Below are 16,272 nucleotides of genomic sequence, written 5' to 3'. Positions count from 1 at the left end.
TTATTTCCTGATAAATGTACGGCTATCACCTTGTGCGAGAGGCAGGATGAGCATATCGGCAACGTTAAGGTGTTCGGGAGCAGAGATCATGAAAAACAAGCATTCGGCTATATCTTCACCGGTCAAAGGCTGGTAACCGTCGTACACATGATCCGCACGCTCGGTATCTCCGTGAAAACGCACGGTCGAGAACTCTGTGTTCACAGCCCCGGGAGCAATCTGAGAAACTTTGATACCCTTACTGACCAAATCAACTCTCATCCCTCTGGTCAGAGCGTCGACAGCATGCTTGGTAGCACAGTAAACATTACCGTTGCCATAGACCTCCTTACCTGCAATAGATGCGACATTGATAATATGTCCTGCTCCTTGCTTGATCATGTGAGGGATAATGGCTTTGGACACATATATAAGCCCCTTGACGTTCGTGTCTATCATGACCTCGATGTCATTCATGTCTGCATTGTCAAAAGTATCGAGACCGGAAGCCAGACCGGCATTATTCAGTAGGACATCCACCCTCTCAAACCCCTTGGGTAGCTGTCCGAATGCCCGATCGACAGCACTCTTGTCTCTCACATCAAGGGTAATCGTGCACACCTCTGCTCCGAGCTGTTCGAGCTCGGTCTTCAAGGTGCTCAAACGTTCGGTACGGCGTGCAGCCAAGATAAGTTTACCACACCCCTCTTTCGCCAATTTTCTGGCTGTGGCCTGACCTATTCCCGAAGTTGCTCCGGTGATCAGGGCACACATGGACTTAAGATCTCTCATGACACTGATTATGTTATAAAGTTATTTTTCTATATACTTTATCTCAAAGGTACACAAAAGAATGAAAAAGGGAAGTGTGAAATAACTTCACACCTCCCCTTTTGGTTATATTTTTTGAGCTTTTTCCCAGCTTATGGCAAGGGGATGATGTCAAACCCTGTGTACGGACGAAGAGCCTCAGGTATACGAATACCCTCGGGAGTCTGATTGTTCTCCAAAAGAGCGGCGACGATACGTGGCAGAGCAAGGGCACTACCGTTAAGTGTATGGCAAAGCTCAGTCTTACGATCAGCATTTCGATAGCGACATTTCAGACGGTTAGCCTGAAAGCTCTCAAAGTTGGACACCGAACTGACCTCCAGCCAACGCTCTTGCGCCATGGAGTACACCTCGAAGTCAAAGGTGAGTGCCGAGGTAAAACTGATGTCTCCGCCACAGAGTCTCAATATACGCCAAGGTAGCTCCAACTTAGTCACCAGACTCTCAACATACCCTACCATGTCCTTAAGAGAGTCATAAGAGTGCTCGGGCTTATCTATACGGACGATCTCGACCTTATCGAACTGATGAAGGCGATTGAGTCCCCTCACATCCTTCCCATAGCTACCTGCTTCTCTTCTGAAACAAGCCGAGTAAGCTGTCACCTTGACAGGGAGGTCTTTTTCTTCAAGGATCACATCTCTGAAGATATTGGTCACAGGCACCTCAGCGGTAGGGATGAGATATAGATTGTCCAATCCCACGTGATACATCTGTCCCTCCTTGTCGGGAAGCTGTCCTGTCCCGTAACCGGAGTCTTCATTGACCACGTAAGGAGGCTGCACCTCAAGATAACCGGCCTCACGAGCATTGTCCAAGAAAAAGTTGATCAAAGCCCTCTGCAATCTTGCACCGTAGCCCTTATACACAGGGAAACCTGCGCCACTGATCTTCACACCGAGCTCGAAGTCAATGAGGTCATACTTCTTTGCCAGTTCCCAGTGAGGCAGCATCGTAGCTTTGTCCAGTTGAGGCATCACCCCACCCATCTTCTCAATCACATTATCATCGGCAGTCTTGCCTTCCGGCACTTCGGGCGAAGGGACGTTGGGCAACTGCACAATAAGCCCATGAAGTTTATCCTCCAAATCCTTCTTGGTCACCTCAAGTTCCTTCGTCGTCTCCTTGAGCTGAGCGACCTTGTTCTTGGCTTCCTCTGCGAGGTCTTTCTTACCCTCTTTCATAAGGGCGCCGATCTCCTTCGAGAGCTTGTTTTGCTCTGCGAGGGCATCATCAAGACTTCTCTGAGTGGCACGTCTACGCTCATCGATAGTACGTATCTCTTCGATAATGGGAGCCGCATCCACGTGCTTTACAGCCAGTCTGCGGATGGCTTCATCTGTATTCTCCAGAAGGAACTTTGTTGTCAACATAATATTATTGTGTAGTATATATGATTCCGAACAGGCATTGTGTGTCGCACCTGAAGGTGTACGACTGATGCAAAGGTAACTATTATTCTTTTCGCCACTTATTATAATAACGAAGAAAATAATCGTCATAAAAACGAAGAGGGCCGATACCCATGCTTATAAGCCGAAGTACCGGACACCTCTTACCTAGTGTGCAGCGATGCGGCCAGCTTCACAGATGCCCGGCATCTTTTTAGTACTTACGTACCATCATGCAACTTAGTCTAAAGATTGTGTGAAAGGGAAATTTTGATTTGACTAAATCAACATGTGGCACCTCTCCAACCCTCGAGAGAGATACAGAATGCACTTGGATGGCAGGTCTTCTGACTGACCTCTACACGACACGCCTTCCCATGTACTCGAAGCGAACCTCACGAGGAGGATCAACTCTTTTTCACAGTGGCATCATGCGCCGTGCAATGGAGGCTTCACAGCAGCGGGACTGTACGAGAATTCCACTCGTTTCCCTTTTAACTCATACGGACGAACGCCCGCACGAGCACCATCGGTGCAAAGTTAGCAATATTATGGTGGATAAAGCAAATTATCCCACCACTTTTTTATCAATATACTCCGGTATAGGTGCGAGGAGTGATAGCCTTCATCTCCTCCTTGATATGTGTTGGGACATCGAGAGAGTCGATAAATTCGATCAAACGCTCGGTAGTCAACCTTTCGTTGGTGCGGGTCAAAGCCTTCAGAGCTTCGTAGGGATTAGGATAGGCCTCTCTGCGCAAGATGGTCTGGAGTGCTTCTGCCACAACCGGAAGGGCTGCATCCAAGTCTCTCAAGACTGCATCCTCGTTGAGCAGAATCTTATCGAAGCCTTTCTTGAGACTTGAGAGTGCGATCATAGAATAAGCAAATGGCAAACCCATGTTTCTCATCACCGTAGAGTCGGTGAGATCTCTTTGGAGGCGAGAGATCGGGAGCTTGTGCGCCAGATGCTCACACATCGCGATGGCAAGACCGAGATTGCCCTCAGCATTTTCGAAGTCGATAGGATTGACCTTGTGAGGCATGGCTGACGAGCCCACCTCACCCTCTTTGATCTTCTGTTTGAAGTACTCCATGGAGATATACTGCCATACATCTCGAGAGAGGTCGATAAGGATAACGAAGATACGTTTCATCGCATCGAAGAGAGCCGCAAGGTTGTCATAGTTGGAGATCTGAGTGGTGTACTCCTCGAGACCAAGCCCCAGGTACTCTCCGGCAAACTTGCGTGCAAATCCTCTCCAATCGACATCGGGATAAGCCACGTGATGCGCATTCATATTCCCCGTAGCTCCTCCGAACTTGACGGTATGAGGAATGGCCTTCAAGAGGGCCAACTGTTGCTCCAGCCTGTAAGCAAAGACCTTGAACTCCTTACCCAACTTTGTCGGTGAAGCCGGCTGTCCATGCGTCTTCGCAAGCATGGGGATATCCATCCACTCATCGGCACACTTATCGATCTTTGCGATGATCTCCTCAAGCATCGGCACCCACACCTCATCCATGGCGCGCTTGAGCATGACCGGCTGGGCAGTGTTGTTGATATCCTGAGAAGTGAGTCCGAAGTGGACAAACTCCCTCGCCGCATCCACCGGTGTACCCCCTATACGCTCCTTGATGAAGTACTCGACGGCCTTGACATCATGATTGGTGACACTCTCTATCTCCTTGACACGGAGAGCATCAGCCTCGGTAAAGTTTGCGACAATATCACGCAACTGCCTACGCACCTCTTGATCTGCAAGAGCATCGGAGACCTCAATCGTCTCGCTAAGAGCGATCAGGTACTCGATCTCTACATGAATACGATATTTGATGAGGGCGAACTCTGAAAAGTAATTGCTCAATACTGCGGTCTGTCTGCCATAACGCCCATCAATAGGCGTCACTGCCGTCAAAGAAGATAAAGCCATCTGAGTAAGGATATGTTATCTAAATTAGATTGTTAAGTAATATATACATGTGCTTATTAAAAAGGCAAAGATACAGCATTCTGTTTAGACTATGATGAGGTCCGATCCACAAAAAACAAGAGAGGATACATCCCTCATGTGGAGACATATCCTCTTTGTGTCTTTGGACCAGGCCGGGGACATCATGTCAAACCCTGCCCTCTCCTCGAACGAGTTGCGTATCAGAAGCTGCGACGCTCACGAATTCTCGCCTTCTTACCACGTAGCTGACGTAGGTAATACAACTTAGCGCGACGCACACGACCCACCTTGTGGAGTGTGATTTCTTCGATGAATGGTGAGTCCATTGGGAAGATTCTTTCGACACCTACACCGTTAGAGATCTTACGTACAGTAAATCTTCTCTTTTCACCATGACCGGAGATGCGGATGACATCACCACGGAAGATCTGGATACGCTCCTTGTTACCTTCCTTGATACGATAGTGCACAGAGATGGTGTCACCACTCTTGAAAGAAGTGTGCTCCTTTCCGCTCTTAAACTCTTGTTCGACAAGTTTAATAAAATCCATAATAAGTTTTGCTTTATTGAATTAGTTAAGTACTAAACGCAATATACACAGGTCTCACTTTCAAACTCCTGTCAGAGATTACGCAAAGCGTCTGCAAAGATAACCATAAATTTCTGATTATCCAACCCTTTACAGACCTCCCATATCCATATAGGGACACCCAGAGATTTCGGTCGTAGAAAGCTCGAAAACGAATCTTACGACTTTCGTCATCGAATCTTACGACTTTCGAGATCAAGTCCTACGACTTTTTTTTAGAGAACAGAGACAGACAAGGAGACACGAGTCAAGAGACACAAAACTCGACCGACCACACGAAAGTCAAGAGGTGAAAGAGACAAATACATTCTTGAAAATGAAAGCATTCTCAAAACGTTCAAAAAAACATGCCAAATAATTTGGAATAGCGAAAAGTAACATCGACCTTTGTACTGGAAATGACCTCACTAGCACCTTTAGCAGAAAGAATGCGACCTCAGTCTCTTGACTCCTATGTAGGGCAAGAGCATTTGGTTGCGCCGGGAGCACCGCTGTATGAGATGCTCTCAGGGGGATTTTACGCTCTTTCATACTATGGGGGCCTCCGGGTGTGGGCAAGACAACATTGGCTCACATCATTTCAAAAAACCTTGGGCTACAGTTCTATACCCTCAGTGCTGTCTCTTCGGGCGTCAAGGATGTGCGTGATGTACTGAAGATGACAGAAGAAAATAAGAACAATCTCTTTTCGGGAGGCACGCCCATACTCTTCATCGACGAGATACACCGCTTCAACAAGTCCCAACAAGACTCCCTCCTTCATGCTGTCGAACGTGGAATCGTCACCCTCATAGGGGCGACGACCGAAAATCCTTCGTTCGAGATCATTCGTCCCCTACTCTCCCGTTGCAGAGTCTTCACACTCAAGTCTCTTGATGCAGATGCGATGAGACGTCTCTTGGACAAAACAATAGAGACGGACTCACTCATGCAGGCATTCGAATTTAAGATAGAGGAGACAGATGCCCTCTTTGCGGCTGCCGGGGGTGATGCGCGGAAACTTCTGAACATCCTCGAACTCCTGACACTGACACCGGAGGCGCAGAAGTCAAAGACAGTGATCATCTCGAACGAAAATGTGGCAAGACACCTTCAACAAAACCCGGCGGTCTATGACAAGGGCGGCGAGATGCACTACGACATCATCTCTGCCTTCATCAAGTCGGTCAGAGGAAGTCATCCCGACGCAGCATTGTATTGGTTGGCACGAATGATCGAGGGTGGAGAGGATCCCAAGTTTATCGCCAGACGACTGGTAATACTTGCAGCCGAGGATATAGGCCTTGCGAATCCCAATGGACTCCTGATCGCCCAAGCGGCATTCGATGCGATAGAAAAGATCGGATGGCCGGAGGGTCGCATTCCCCTGGCACAAGCGACCATATATCTGGCGACGAGCCCTAAGAGCAACAGTGCCTATGAGGCCATAGACAAAGCATTGGGGTACGTACGCAGTAACCCTGCCCATCCGGTCCCAATGCACCTTCGCAATGCACCGACCGAACTGATGTCCGAATTGGGCTATGGAGTGGGCTACATCTACCCTCACTCATACAAGGGGCACTACGCTCCTCAACAATACATGCCGAAGGAGATGGAGCAGATGACCTTCTGGACACCCACCGATCAACCACAAGAGATACGTATGGTCGAGTACCTCAACACCATGCACAAGATGTATGGTGAGCCAATAAGGGCAACTGCCTCTCAAGGTCAGCAAATCGAGACAAACAGGAACGATAATTCTGAAAAGTAATTACTATATTTATAAACTAAAATTTATTCAAACAATTTTCAACAATGAAAAAGCACAATTTCAACGCCGGACCATGTGTCCTCCCTCGCGAAGCAGTAGAGTCTGCAATCGAAGCTATCCGTGATTTTGACAACACCGGTATCGGTATCCTTGAGATATCTCACCGTACTCCGGGTTGGGAACGCATCATGAAGGAAACAGCAGATCTATGGCGCGAACTCCTCAATATCCCTGACAACTACAAAGTACTATTCCTCGGTGGTGGCGCAAGCACTCAGTTCTTCCACGTACCTGCAAACTTGCTCAACAAGAAGGCTGCTTACCTCCAAACAGGGGTATGGGCAAAGAAGGCTGCCAAGGAAGCTAAGTTCTATGGTGATGTAGAAATCGTTGCTTCTTCTGAAGACAAGAACTACTCTTACGTACCAAAAGGATACACCATCCCTACAGATGTTGACTACTTCCACATCACAACAAACAACACCATCTACGGTACAGAAATCCACGAAGACATCGACAGCCCTGTGACTCTCATCGCAGATATGTCTTCTGACATCCTCAGCCGTCCTGTAGACGTGAGCAAGTACGGTATCATCTATGGTGGTGCCCAGAAGAACGTAGGACCTGCAGGTGTTACTTTCGTCATCGTACGTGAAGATCTCCTCGGCAAGGTAGACCGCAAGCTCCAAACCATGGTAGACTACCGTACACACATCGGTGAAGCAGAAAAGGATCGTTCAATGTTCAACACTCCTCCTGTATTCTCTATCTTCGTGATGCACGAAACTCTAAAGTGGGTGAAGAACCTTGGTGGTCTTGAAGCAATGCACAAGCTCAACAAGGAAAAAGCAGAACTCCTTTACAACGAAATCGACCGCAACAAGATGTTCGTCGGAACAGCAGCTAAGGAAGACCGTTCGCTCATGAACGTTTGTTTCGTAATGGCTGAAGAGCACAAGGACAAGGAAGCAGCATTCATGGACTTCGCAAAGGCTGCAGGTATGGTAGGTATCAAGGGTCACCGCTCAGTAGGTGGTTTCCGTGCATCTATCTACAACGCTTGCCCACGTGAGTCTGTAGAGGCTCTTGTAAAGTGTATGCAAGACTTCGAAAAGCAATTCTAATTCATTGACTACTAATCCGTAAAATCATTCAGTCATGGCAAAAGTATTGATTGCAACTGAAAAGCCTTTCGCTCCCGTAGCAGTCGCTCAGATCAGCGAGATCCTTGAGGCTAACGGTTTCGAGGTAGTAAAGCTCGAAAAATATACAGAAAAGAGTCAACTCCTTGACGCAGTAAAGGATGTCGAAGGTATCATCGTACGTAGTGACATCATCGATGCTGAAGTCATCGAAGCTGCCAAGAACCTCAAGATCGTCGTGCGTGCAGGTGCAGGTTATGACAACGTAGACTGCGAAGCTGCCACAAAGCACAACGTATGTGTGATGAACACACCCGGTCAAAACTCAAATGCTGTTGCAGAGCTTGTGTTCGCAATGCTCCTCTTCCACGTAAGGACAGGTTTCAACGGCAAGACCGGTAGCGAACTTATGGGCAAGAAGCTTGGTGTGATGTCTTATGGCAACATCGGACAGAACGTAGCACGCATCGGTCAAGGATTTGGTATGGAGGTCTATGGTTTCCAGAGATTGACTCCTGCAAACTACTTCGTAAAGGACGGTTTCAAGTTTTTCAACGATAGAGAACTTATGTTCGGTCTTTGTGACGTGATGGTATTGGCAATGCCTGCTGCCGCAAACACAAAGAAGATGATCGACTACAACTTGCTAAGCCGTATGCCTAAGGGTGCTATCCTCGTGAATATCGCTCGTAAGGACCTCATCAACGAAGCTGACCTTCTCCGTGTGCTCAGCGAAAGACCTGACCTTGCTTACCTCACTGACGTGAAGCCTGACTGTGAAGCTGAGCTTGTCGAAAAGTTCCCCAACCAATACTTTGCGACAGCAAAGAAGATGGGTGCTCAGACAGCCGAAGCCAACACCAACGCAGGTATGGCAGCAGCCAAGCAGATCGCTGCGTTCATCCAAACAGGTGAAGCTAAGTTCAGAGTCAATAAGTGATTGTACTCACTTCAGAATAATATTTGAGAAAGGGTCGACCGGCAGTAAATCATTACTGTCGGTCGCACCTGCCTCTATTCGTCATATCATAAACAACAAATACAATGGCAAGAGTAAAACCTTTTAGAGGATTTCGTCCTCCCCAAGATCTTGTAACACAAGTAGCATCACGTCCATACGACGTCCTAAATAGTGATGAGGCTCGCGAAGAAGCTGCGGGCAACGAAAAGTCTCTCTACCACATCATCCGTCCTGAAATCGACTTCCCTGTTGGTAAGGACGAGCATGATGAAGATGTGTACGCTAAGGCTGCCGAGAACTTCAAGATGTTCCAAGACAAGGGCTGGTTGGTTCAGGACTCTGAGGCATGCTATTACATCTATGCTCAGACAATGAACGGCAAGACCCAATATGGTATTGTCGTAGGAGCTAATGTAGATGACTACATGAACAACGTCATCAAGAAGCATGAGCTTACCCGTAAGGACAAGGAAGAAGACCGTATGAAACACGTACGCGTCAACAATGCCAACATCGAGCCTGTATTCCTTGCGTTCCCAGACAATGCAGAGCTGGAACGCATCATCAACAAATACAAAGCTACTGAGCCAATCTACGACTTCGTAGCTCAACTCGATGGCTTCGGTCACCACTTCTGGGTCGTCGATGACAAGAACGACATCGAGACCATCACCAAGGCTTTCGCTGCGATGCCATACCTATACATCGCTGACGGTCACCACAGATCCGCAGCAGCGGCTCTCGTAGGTGCAGAGAAAGCCAAGGCAAACCCAAATCACACAGGTGACGAAGAGTACAACTACTTCATGGCTGTATGTTTCCCGGCAAGCCACCTCACCATCATCGACTACAACCGTGTCGTGAAGGATCTCAACGGCTTGTCAGAAGCAGACTTCCTCAAGGCACTCGAAAAGAACTTCATCGTCGAAGAAAAGGGCACAGCAGAGTACAAGCCTGCCAAGCTTCACAACTTCGCACTCTACTTGGGAGGTAAGTGGTACTCACTTACAGCTAAAGAAGGTACTTACAACGACAACGACCCTATCGGCGTCCTCGATGTGACTATCTCTTCTAACCTCATCCTCGATGAGATCCTCGACATCAAGGATCTCCGCACTTCTAAGCGTATCGACTTCGTGGGTGGTATCCGTGGTCTTGGCGAACTCAAGAAGCGTGTCGATAGTGGTGAGATGGTAGCAGCACTTGCTCTCTACCCCGTGTCAATGAAGCAACTCATGGACATCGCAGACTCAGGCAACATCATGCCTCCTAAGACAACATGGTTTGAGCCTAAGCTACGTTCAGGTCTTATCGTTCACACCTTAGAGAACGACAAATAATATCTCTCGGCCTCATGCTACCTATGTCTCACTTCTGTGAAGCATAGGTAGCGTGCCGACCGACAATCACAGTATCATGAAGGCGATCTGACGAAAGCCTCCTAACACTTATTGTCATTTCATTTAGTAATGGAAAATAACAAAGTAAGGGTCGAAAGCGACCTTCTCGGCTCCAGAGAACTTCCCAACAGCGTACTTTATGGTGTCCAGACTCTGAGAGCTATGGACAACTTCAACATCTCACCATTCAAGCTCAACAACTACCCACTCTTCATCCACGGTCTCGCATGGACCAAGATGGGGGCTGCCAGAGCAAATGGTAAGCTCGGCGTGATCACCCATGAGTGTGCCGATGCCATCGAAAAGGCTTGTCAAGAACTCCTCGAAGGCAAACACCACGAACACTTCCCTATCGACATGATCCAGGGAGGTGCAGGTACTTCAACCAACATGAATGCCAATGAGGTCATCGCCAACAGAGCTCTCGAGATCCTTGGGCACGAGCGCGGTCACTACAAACACTGCTCACCCAACGACCACGTCAACGCATCTCAGTCTACCAACGATGCTTATCCCACAGCCATCCACTTGGGTCTCTATGCGACACACCTCCGTGTGATCGAACACATGAAGTCATTCGTTGCAGCATTGAGAGTCAAGGGCAAGGAATTTGCACACGTCATCAAGATGGGTCGCACACAGCTCCAAGATGCTGTACCTATGACCCTTGGTCAGACATTCAACGGCTTCGCTTCGATCATCGAAGAAGAAATCCCTAACCTCCGCCATGCTGCCGAACAGCTCCTCACCATCAACATGGGAGCCACAGCTATCGGTACAGGGATCTGTGCAGTACCGGGTTATGCTGAAGAATGCACTCAAGCTATCAAGGACATCACAGGCTGGGACATCAAACTTGCCGAAGATCTTGTAGGTGCGACATCAGACACCTCACACCTCATCGGTTATTCACAAGCCCTCAAGCGCATCGCAGTCAAGGTGAGCAAGATTAGCAATGACCTACGCCTCCTTTCTTCGGGACCACGCTGCGGTCTCGGTGAGATCGAGCTTCCGGCACGTCAGCCGGGCTCTTCCATCATGCCGGGTAAGGTCAACCCCGTGATCCCCGAAGTAGCATCTCAGATTGCATACAAGATCATAGGTAACGACGTATGTGTCACTATGGCAGGCGAGTCTGCACAAATGGAGCTCAATGCGATGGAGCCTGTCATGGCACAGTGCTGCTTCGAGTCGTCAGACTACCTTATGGTCGGCCTTGACACCCTCCGTGATCTCTGTATCGTAGGCATCAAGGCTAATGAAGAACGTTGTCGCAGACACGTCAGCGAAAGCCTTGGTATCGTGACCGCACTCAACCCATACATCGGCTACAAGAACTCTACAAAGATCGCCAAGGAAGCCATTGCAACCAGCCGACCCATCACTGAGATTGTTATCGAAAAGGGCATCCTCACTCAGGCTGAATTGGACATGATCCTCGCTCCTGAGAACATGATCAAACCCGTACACCTTGACATCAAGCAGTTGGATGACCTCGGTTACGAAGATTGAACTCCTCAAAACATTGCAAAAAAACTGACAGCCAAGGAGTAACCTGCACTGCCGGTCTCATAGATAAAAGAGGTCAGACTCACAGAAGTCCGACCTCTTTTTTGTTATAAGCTGACTCAAGCATCAAGGGCAAATAGAGGGTCACATCAAAAGTGGCAGAAGCCGACAGATCAAATCTTACCACTCGATGACGAAAGTCGTTAAACTCGATGCAACGAGTTTAACGACTTTTTTTAAGACGAAATCATGAACACACAGATAAGGGAAAAGAAGCTTATCATCTGACAAAGATATCTTCATGCGACCCTAACGCTCCATTCAAGAAGCATTACGAAGAGCAACACCCTCAGAGCACAAAATCAGGAAGTCAAGAGAGACCTGCATTTGAGTAAAATTTTCTCCTTTAGTCATCAATTTTATCAAAATGAAAAACGGCAGGCATCAATAATTTGCTATCTTTGTCTATGGTTTTATTACTTAGATACAATCACAATAATATATACTAAGACACCATGGCAGATATTTCTACCCTTTATGCCGGATTGACCCTAAGATCTCCCCTTGTCGTAGCGAGCTCAGGGCTCACGAATAAAGTACACAAAGTCAAAGCCCATGAAGAAGCGGGTGCGGGTGCGGTTGTGCTCAAGTCTATCTTTGAAGAACAAATGGAGCAGGAGGCTGCGTATATGTCTCAAGACAGTGACTACCCCGAGGCAATGGACTACCTTCGTCACTATGTGACATCCAACGCTCTATCGACCCACATCGACCTCATCAAGGCGTGTCGTGACTCTGTATCTATCCCTGTCATCGCAAGTATCAACTGCTACAAGAGAGATACTTGGATGGACTATGCCCGTCAGCTTGTCGAAGCAGGAGCTTCGGCGATCGAACTCAACGTGATGCGTATCGATACCGATGTCAATGAAGAGGCAGGAACACACGAAAGTGGCCTTGTACGGATGGTACAAGAGATGGTCAGCAGTGTGAAAGTCCCTGTGATCGTGAAGTTATCCAAGTTCTTCACCAACTTCTGCAAGCTCTCCAAAGACCTCTACAATGCCGGCGCGGCAGGCGTCGTCCTCTTCAACCGTATGTACATGCCCGACATTGACATCAACAAAGAAGAGATCATCATCGGCAATGTATTCTCCAGCTCGCGAGACCTCTTCGACAGCCTCAGATACACAGCTCTCGTACGTGGCACGACCCCTCAGTTGTCTATCGGTATATCTTCGGGAGTAAGATCCGGAGAGGATGTCATCAAGAGCATCCTCGCAGGTGCGGACACCGTACAGCTCTGTACACTACTGTACCAAAACGGCTCACAGATGATCACACGCCTCAACGAGCACCTCTATCACTGGATGGAGGAGAAGAAATATGAAAGCGTAGAGGAGTTCAAGTCCAGATTGGCTGCTACGAGAGTTGATCACTTCAACCTCTACCAGAGGTCACAGTTCATGAAGCACTTCTCATCCTACGATGAGACCCCCATAAACACTGCTACCCCTCCGAAAGATCATCCCGGTCTGGCTTACTAAAAAACATGCCAAGCCCCAAGAGCAGCAAGAGACAATGACAGAAGGAAGACTGACTCCTTTCTTTAGAGATATACTCGGGCAGGACACTCTCATCGAGCGACTGCGCGAGTATATTGTTGATGAGAACACCCCTCACGCCCTCCTCTTTGTAGATAAAGAGGGTGGAGAGGCTCTGCCCCTTGCTCTTGCGTTTACGAGATATCTCCAATGCGAATCTCCCTCGGAGGGCGACAGTTGTGGCAGGTGCAGAGCCTGCCTTCAGATGGATACCTTGGCTCATCCGGATGTCTTCCCCATCTTCCCTGTCACCAAGGCAGATAGCAACGACAAGCCTACCTCAGTGGATCGTCTATCCGACTTCAGATCTATGCTTTCGAAAGAGAAGAGACCACTCTTCTCAGACTGGAAGACAGCCCTGAGATCCGAGAACAGACAGCCACAGATGTACATATCTGAAGCAGAGTACCTCCAGCACAAGCTCTCCTACAAGTCTTTTCAGTCGAAGTATCGCATCGTGCTGGTATGGTTGCCCGAGCTGATGAATACCCCTTGTGCCAATACCCTCCTCAAGCTCATCGAGGAGCCGCCACCGGGTGTCATCTTCCTGATGGTGTCGACCAATCCCTCTGCCATCCTTCCGACCATATACAGTCGTCTCCAACGCATACGTACCGCCACTATTCCGCAGAACAAGATCGAACGTTATCTATCGGATCACTTCGGCATCAGCAGTTCGGCTGCCACGGAGGTTTCTCACTTGTCGCAAGGCAACCTGCGCAAAGCTCTTGATCTGCTACGTGCCGAAAACGAAGGAGACTACTTCTCTAAGTTCAGAGAGGCTTCGCGCATCCTATACCTTCCCATCAAGGGCGATCCGAAGTTGATCAAGGAGAAAGCCGAAGAGCTGCACAAACTCCAGAGAAGTGAAGCCATCGAACTGCTGGACATCATGTTGGATGTGATCCGCGAGGCCAACTCGACTATTTATGGCGAGCCCGGCTGTCAGTACACTCGTTCGGAAGACAAGGAGCTGGTACAACAGATAGCCAACTTCCAAACCCTCGGCATGATCCCGAAGATGATGGAGCACATCATGACCGCCAGAGCAGAACTCTCCCAAAACGTAATGGTCAAGATCGTCTACTTCGACTTGTTGGTCACCCTTTCACTCCTCTTCAGAGGCAAATGAGAGGAGATTGACGTCTATTATTTTCTCAGTAAAGCATCCAACGATATATGGCACTCTTTCAAGTCGAACACCTTTCCAAGAGTTTTGGTGTCTTACACCTTTTCGAAGACATCAGCTTTTCGCTCAACAAAGGACAAAAGATTGGATTGATCGCACCTAACGGTTCGGGGAAGTCGACATTATTGCGCATCATCGCAGGCAAAGAGACCGCAGACGCGGGTGAGGTCATATTCCAAAATGACATCAATGTAGCCTACCTGCCACAGGTGTCTCACTTCGAAGAGTATCCGGACATCCTGTCGGCCTGCATCTCAGGCATCAGGCCTCAGATCAAGGAAGTAATCTCAGCTTACGAGAGGGCTGTCTCTCGTGGCGCATCCGAAGACATGACAAAGATCATGGATGAGATGGATGCGCTTGGAGCTTGGGACATCGAAAGGGAACTGAGTCGCCTCCTCAGCATCCTCAAGATCGAAGATCCCCTAAGGACGACACAAGGGCTCTCGGGAGGGGAGTCCAAACGTATCGCCATAGCTTCCGTGCTACTGGGAGATCCGGATGTATTGATCTTGGATGAGCCGACCAACCACCTCGATCCCGATGTGATCGAATGGTTCGAGGAGCATCTGTCTGCACGCAACATAGGGCTCTTGATGGTGACCCACGACAGATACTTCCTTGACAAGGTATGTGACACCATCATAGAGATGGATCAAGGCACACTCTTTACGTACGAAGGGAATTACTCAAAATACCTACTCAAGAGAGAAGAGCGGATGGAGCAGTTATCGAAGGAGCAACAATCCCTCCGCAACCTCTACAAGAGAGAGCTGGAGTGGATGCGGAGGATGCCTCAAGCTCGTGCGACGAAGGCCAAGTACCGCAAAGATGCCTTCTATGAGACGGAGTCCAAGTTGAAGAACATCCAGCAAGCCGAAGGCCCCAAGCTCGAAGCCTCATCAGTCTATATCGGCAAAAAGATATTCGAAGCCAAGCATCTCAAAAAAGGCTTTGATGGCAGAGAAGTCATCAAGGATTTCACATACAATTTTGCAAGGCGTGACCGTGTCGGCATCATCGGTCCCAACGGTGCCGGAAAGTCGACCCTCATCCGTCTTATCCTGGGGCATCTCCGACCTGACAGTGGCACGATTGAAATCGGGGAGACGGTTCGTTTCGGTTACTTTGCTCAGACCCCACCCGACTTTGACCCTAAGAAGAAGGTCATCGAGGTCATCACGGATAAGTCCGAAAAGATACAGCTCGGCAACGGTACTCAGATCTCTGCCATGCAACTCCTGACACGCTTCCTATTCCCACCAGCAAGGCAGCAAGAGTATGTGGAAAAGCTGAGCGGAGGCGAGCTCAGACGTCTTCAACTGTGCTCGGTACTGATGGATGCACCCAACTTCTTGGTGCTGGATGAGCCGACCAACGACTTGGACATCCCTACCCTCCAAGTGCTGGAGGAGTATCTCAGGGAGTTTGACGGCTGTACCCTCATTGTCTCTCACGACCGTTATTTCATGGACAATCTCACGAACCACCTCTTTGTCCTCAAAGGAGATGGCGAAGTGAAGGACTTCCCCGGCAATTACACCGAATATCGTCTCCAACAGAAAGCTGAGCAAAAAGCCCCCACCACAAAAGAGACATCGCAGCCTACCCCACCGCTCAGGGAAAGAAACCAAAGAGAGAAGAAGAGGCGGAGCTTCAAGGAACAACAGGAATTTTCGATGCTTGAGCAAGAGATCCCCGAACTTGAAGAACGACTACAAGAGCTACAAAGGATGATGTCATCGGGCACTTACACGGGACCCGAAATCCAAAAAATGGGGGACGAATATGAAACACTTCGAGAAAAATTGGATGAAAAAGAGTTAAGATGGTTGGTCTTGTCGGAATTATCAGATTAGCAGGTCGATTGTTTTGACTACATTTGCATAACGTCGAAAACATAATATTTAACGTAAGTCAGAGATAAGCAGATGGTCAGATAGAGCATCGAGGAACTTGAAAGTC

At 48.6% G+C, this 16,272-nt stretch carries 11 protein-coding genes, 1 pseudogene and 1 riboswitch; of the genes and pseudogenes, 8 read left to right on the top strand and 4 right to left on the bottom strand.

Annotated features, from left to right (window positions below; all coding sequences use genetic code 11):
- The 4 genes from EL262_RS00790 to rplS all read right to left on the bottom strand — a co-directional run bounded on the left by EL262_RS00790 (position 1) and on the right by rplS (position 4,707).
- Positions 1–771: an SDR family NAD(P)-dependent oxidoreductase gene (locus EL262_RS00790; protein ID WP_197721273.1), complete on the bottom strand. Its 771-nt coding sequence runs from the start codon at positions 769–771 to the stop codon at positions 1–3.
- A 131-nt stretch (positions 772–902) separates the two neighbouring features.
- Positions 903–2,183, bottom strand: a complete 1,281-nt coding sequence (gene serS, locus EL262_RS00785; protein WP_078735766.1) for a serine--tRNA ligase — start codon at positions 2,181–2,183, stop codon at positions 903–905.
- A 338-nt stretch (positions 2,184–2,521) separates the two neighbouring features.
- Positions 2,522–2,745: riboswitch (cobalamin riboswitch) on the bottom strand.
- Between the two features lie 43 nt (positions 2,746–2,788).
- Entirely contained in the window at positions 2,789–4,135 is a 1,347-nt protein-coding gene (purB, locus tag EL262_RS00780) for an adenylosuccinate lyase (protein ID WP_025838916.1), read from the bottom strand.
- 221 nt (positions 4,136–4,356) lie between these two features.
- Positions 4,357–4,707, bottom strand: a complete 351-nt coding sequence (rplS, locus tag EL262_RS00775) for a 50S ribosomal protein L19 (protein ID WP_025838918.1) — start codon at positions 4,705–4,707, stop codon at positions 4,357–4,359.
- A 437-nt stretch (positions 4,708–5,144) separates the two neighbouring features.
- On the opposite strand from rplS, the pseudogene EL262_RS00770 reads away from it, so the two are divergent.
- The 8 genes and pseudogenes from EL262_RS00770 (at position 5,145) to EL262_RS00735 (ending at position 16,166) form a co-directional block, all read left to right on the top strand.
- Positions 5,145–6,502 (top strand): annotated as a pseudogene (locus tag EL262_RS00770) (replication-associated recombination protein A).
- A 44-nt stretch (positions 6,503–6,546) separates the two neighbouring features.
- Positions 6,547–7,626 carry a 3-phosphoserine/phosphohydroxythreonine transaminase gene (serC, locus tag EL262_RS00765; protein ID WP_025838923.1) on the top strand — a complete coding sequence of 360 codons (1,080 nt, stop codon included), beginning with the start codon at positions 6,547–6,549 and terminating at the stop codon, positions 7,624–7,626.
- A 34-nt stretch (positions 7,627–7,660) separates the two neighbouring features.
- Positions 7,661–8,584, top strand: a complete 924-nt coding sequence (locus EL262_RS00760) for an NAD(P)-dependent oxidoreductase (RefSeq protein ID WP_025838925.1) — start codon at positions 7,661–7,663, stop codon at positions 8,582–8,584.
- Between the two features lie 104 nt (positions 8,585–8,688).
- Complete coding sequence (locus EL262_RS00755) at positions 8,689–9,945, top strand: DUF1015 domain-containing protein (RefSeq protein WP_036848663.1); 1,257 nt, start codon at positions 8,689–8,691, stop codon at positions 9,943–9,945.
- Between the two features lie 129 nt (positions 9,946–10,074).
- Positions 10,075–11,517 carry an aspartate ammonia-lyase gene (locus EL262_RS00750; protein WP_025838928.1) on the top strand — a complete coding sequence of 481 codons (1,443 nt, stop codon included), beginning with the start codon at positions 10,075–10,077 and terminating at the stop codon, positions 11,515–11,517.
- A 512-nt stretch (positions 11,518–12,029) separates the two neighbouring features.
- Positions 12,030–13,061: a dihydroorotate dehydrogenase-like protein gene (locus EL262_RS00745; RefSeq protein WP_025838930.1), complete on the top strand. Its 1,032-nt coding sequence runs from the start codon at positions 12,030–12,032 to the stop codon at positions 13,059–13,061.
- Positions 13,062–13,095: 34 nt separating this feature from the next.
- Positions 13,096–14,250, top strand: a complete 1,155-nt coding sequence (locus EL262_RS00740; RefSeq protein WP_078735768.1) for a DNA polymerase III subunit — start codon at positions 13,096–13,098, stop codon at positions 14,248–14,250.
- A 47-nt stretch (positions 14,251–14,297) separates the two neighbouring features.
- Positions 14,298–16,166: an ABC-F family ATP-binding cassette domain-containing protein gene (locus tag EL262_RS00735; RefSeq protein WP_025838936.1), complete on the top strand. Its 1,869-nt coding sequence runs from the start codon at positions 14,298–14,300 to the stop codon at positions 16,164–16,166.
- The last annotated feature ends 106 nt before the right edge of the window (positions 16,167–16,272 follow it).

The sequence above is a fragment of the Porphyromonas cangingivalis genome (assembly GCF_900638305.1).
Taxonomy (GTDB): Bacteria; Bacteroidota; Bacteroidia; order Bacteroidales; family Porphyromonadaceae; genus Porphyromonas_A; species Porphyromonas_A cangingivalis.
The sequence above is the reverse complement of the archived record's forward strand: the minus strand, read 5'-3'. Positions and strand labels throughout refer to the sequence as shown.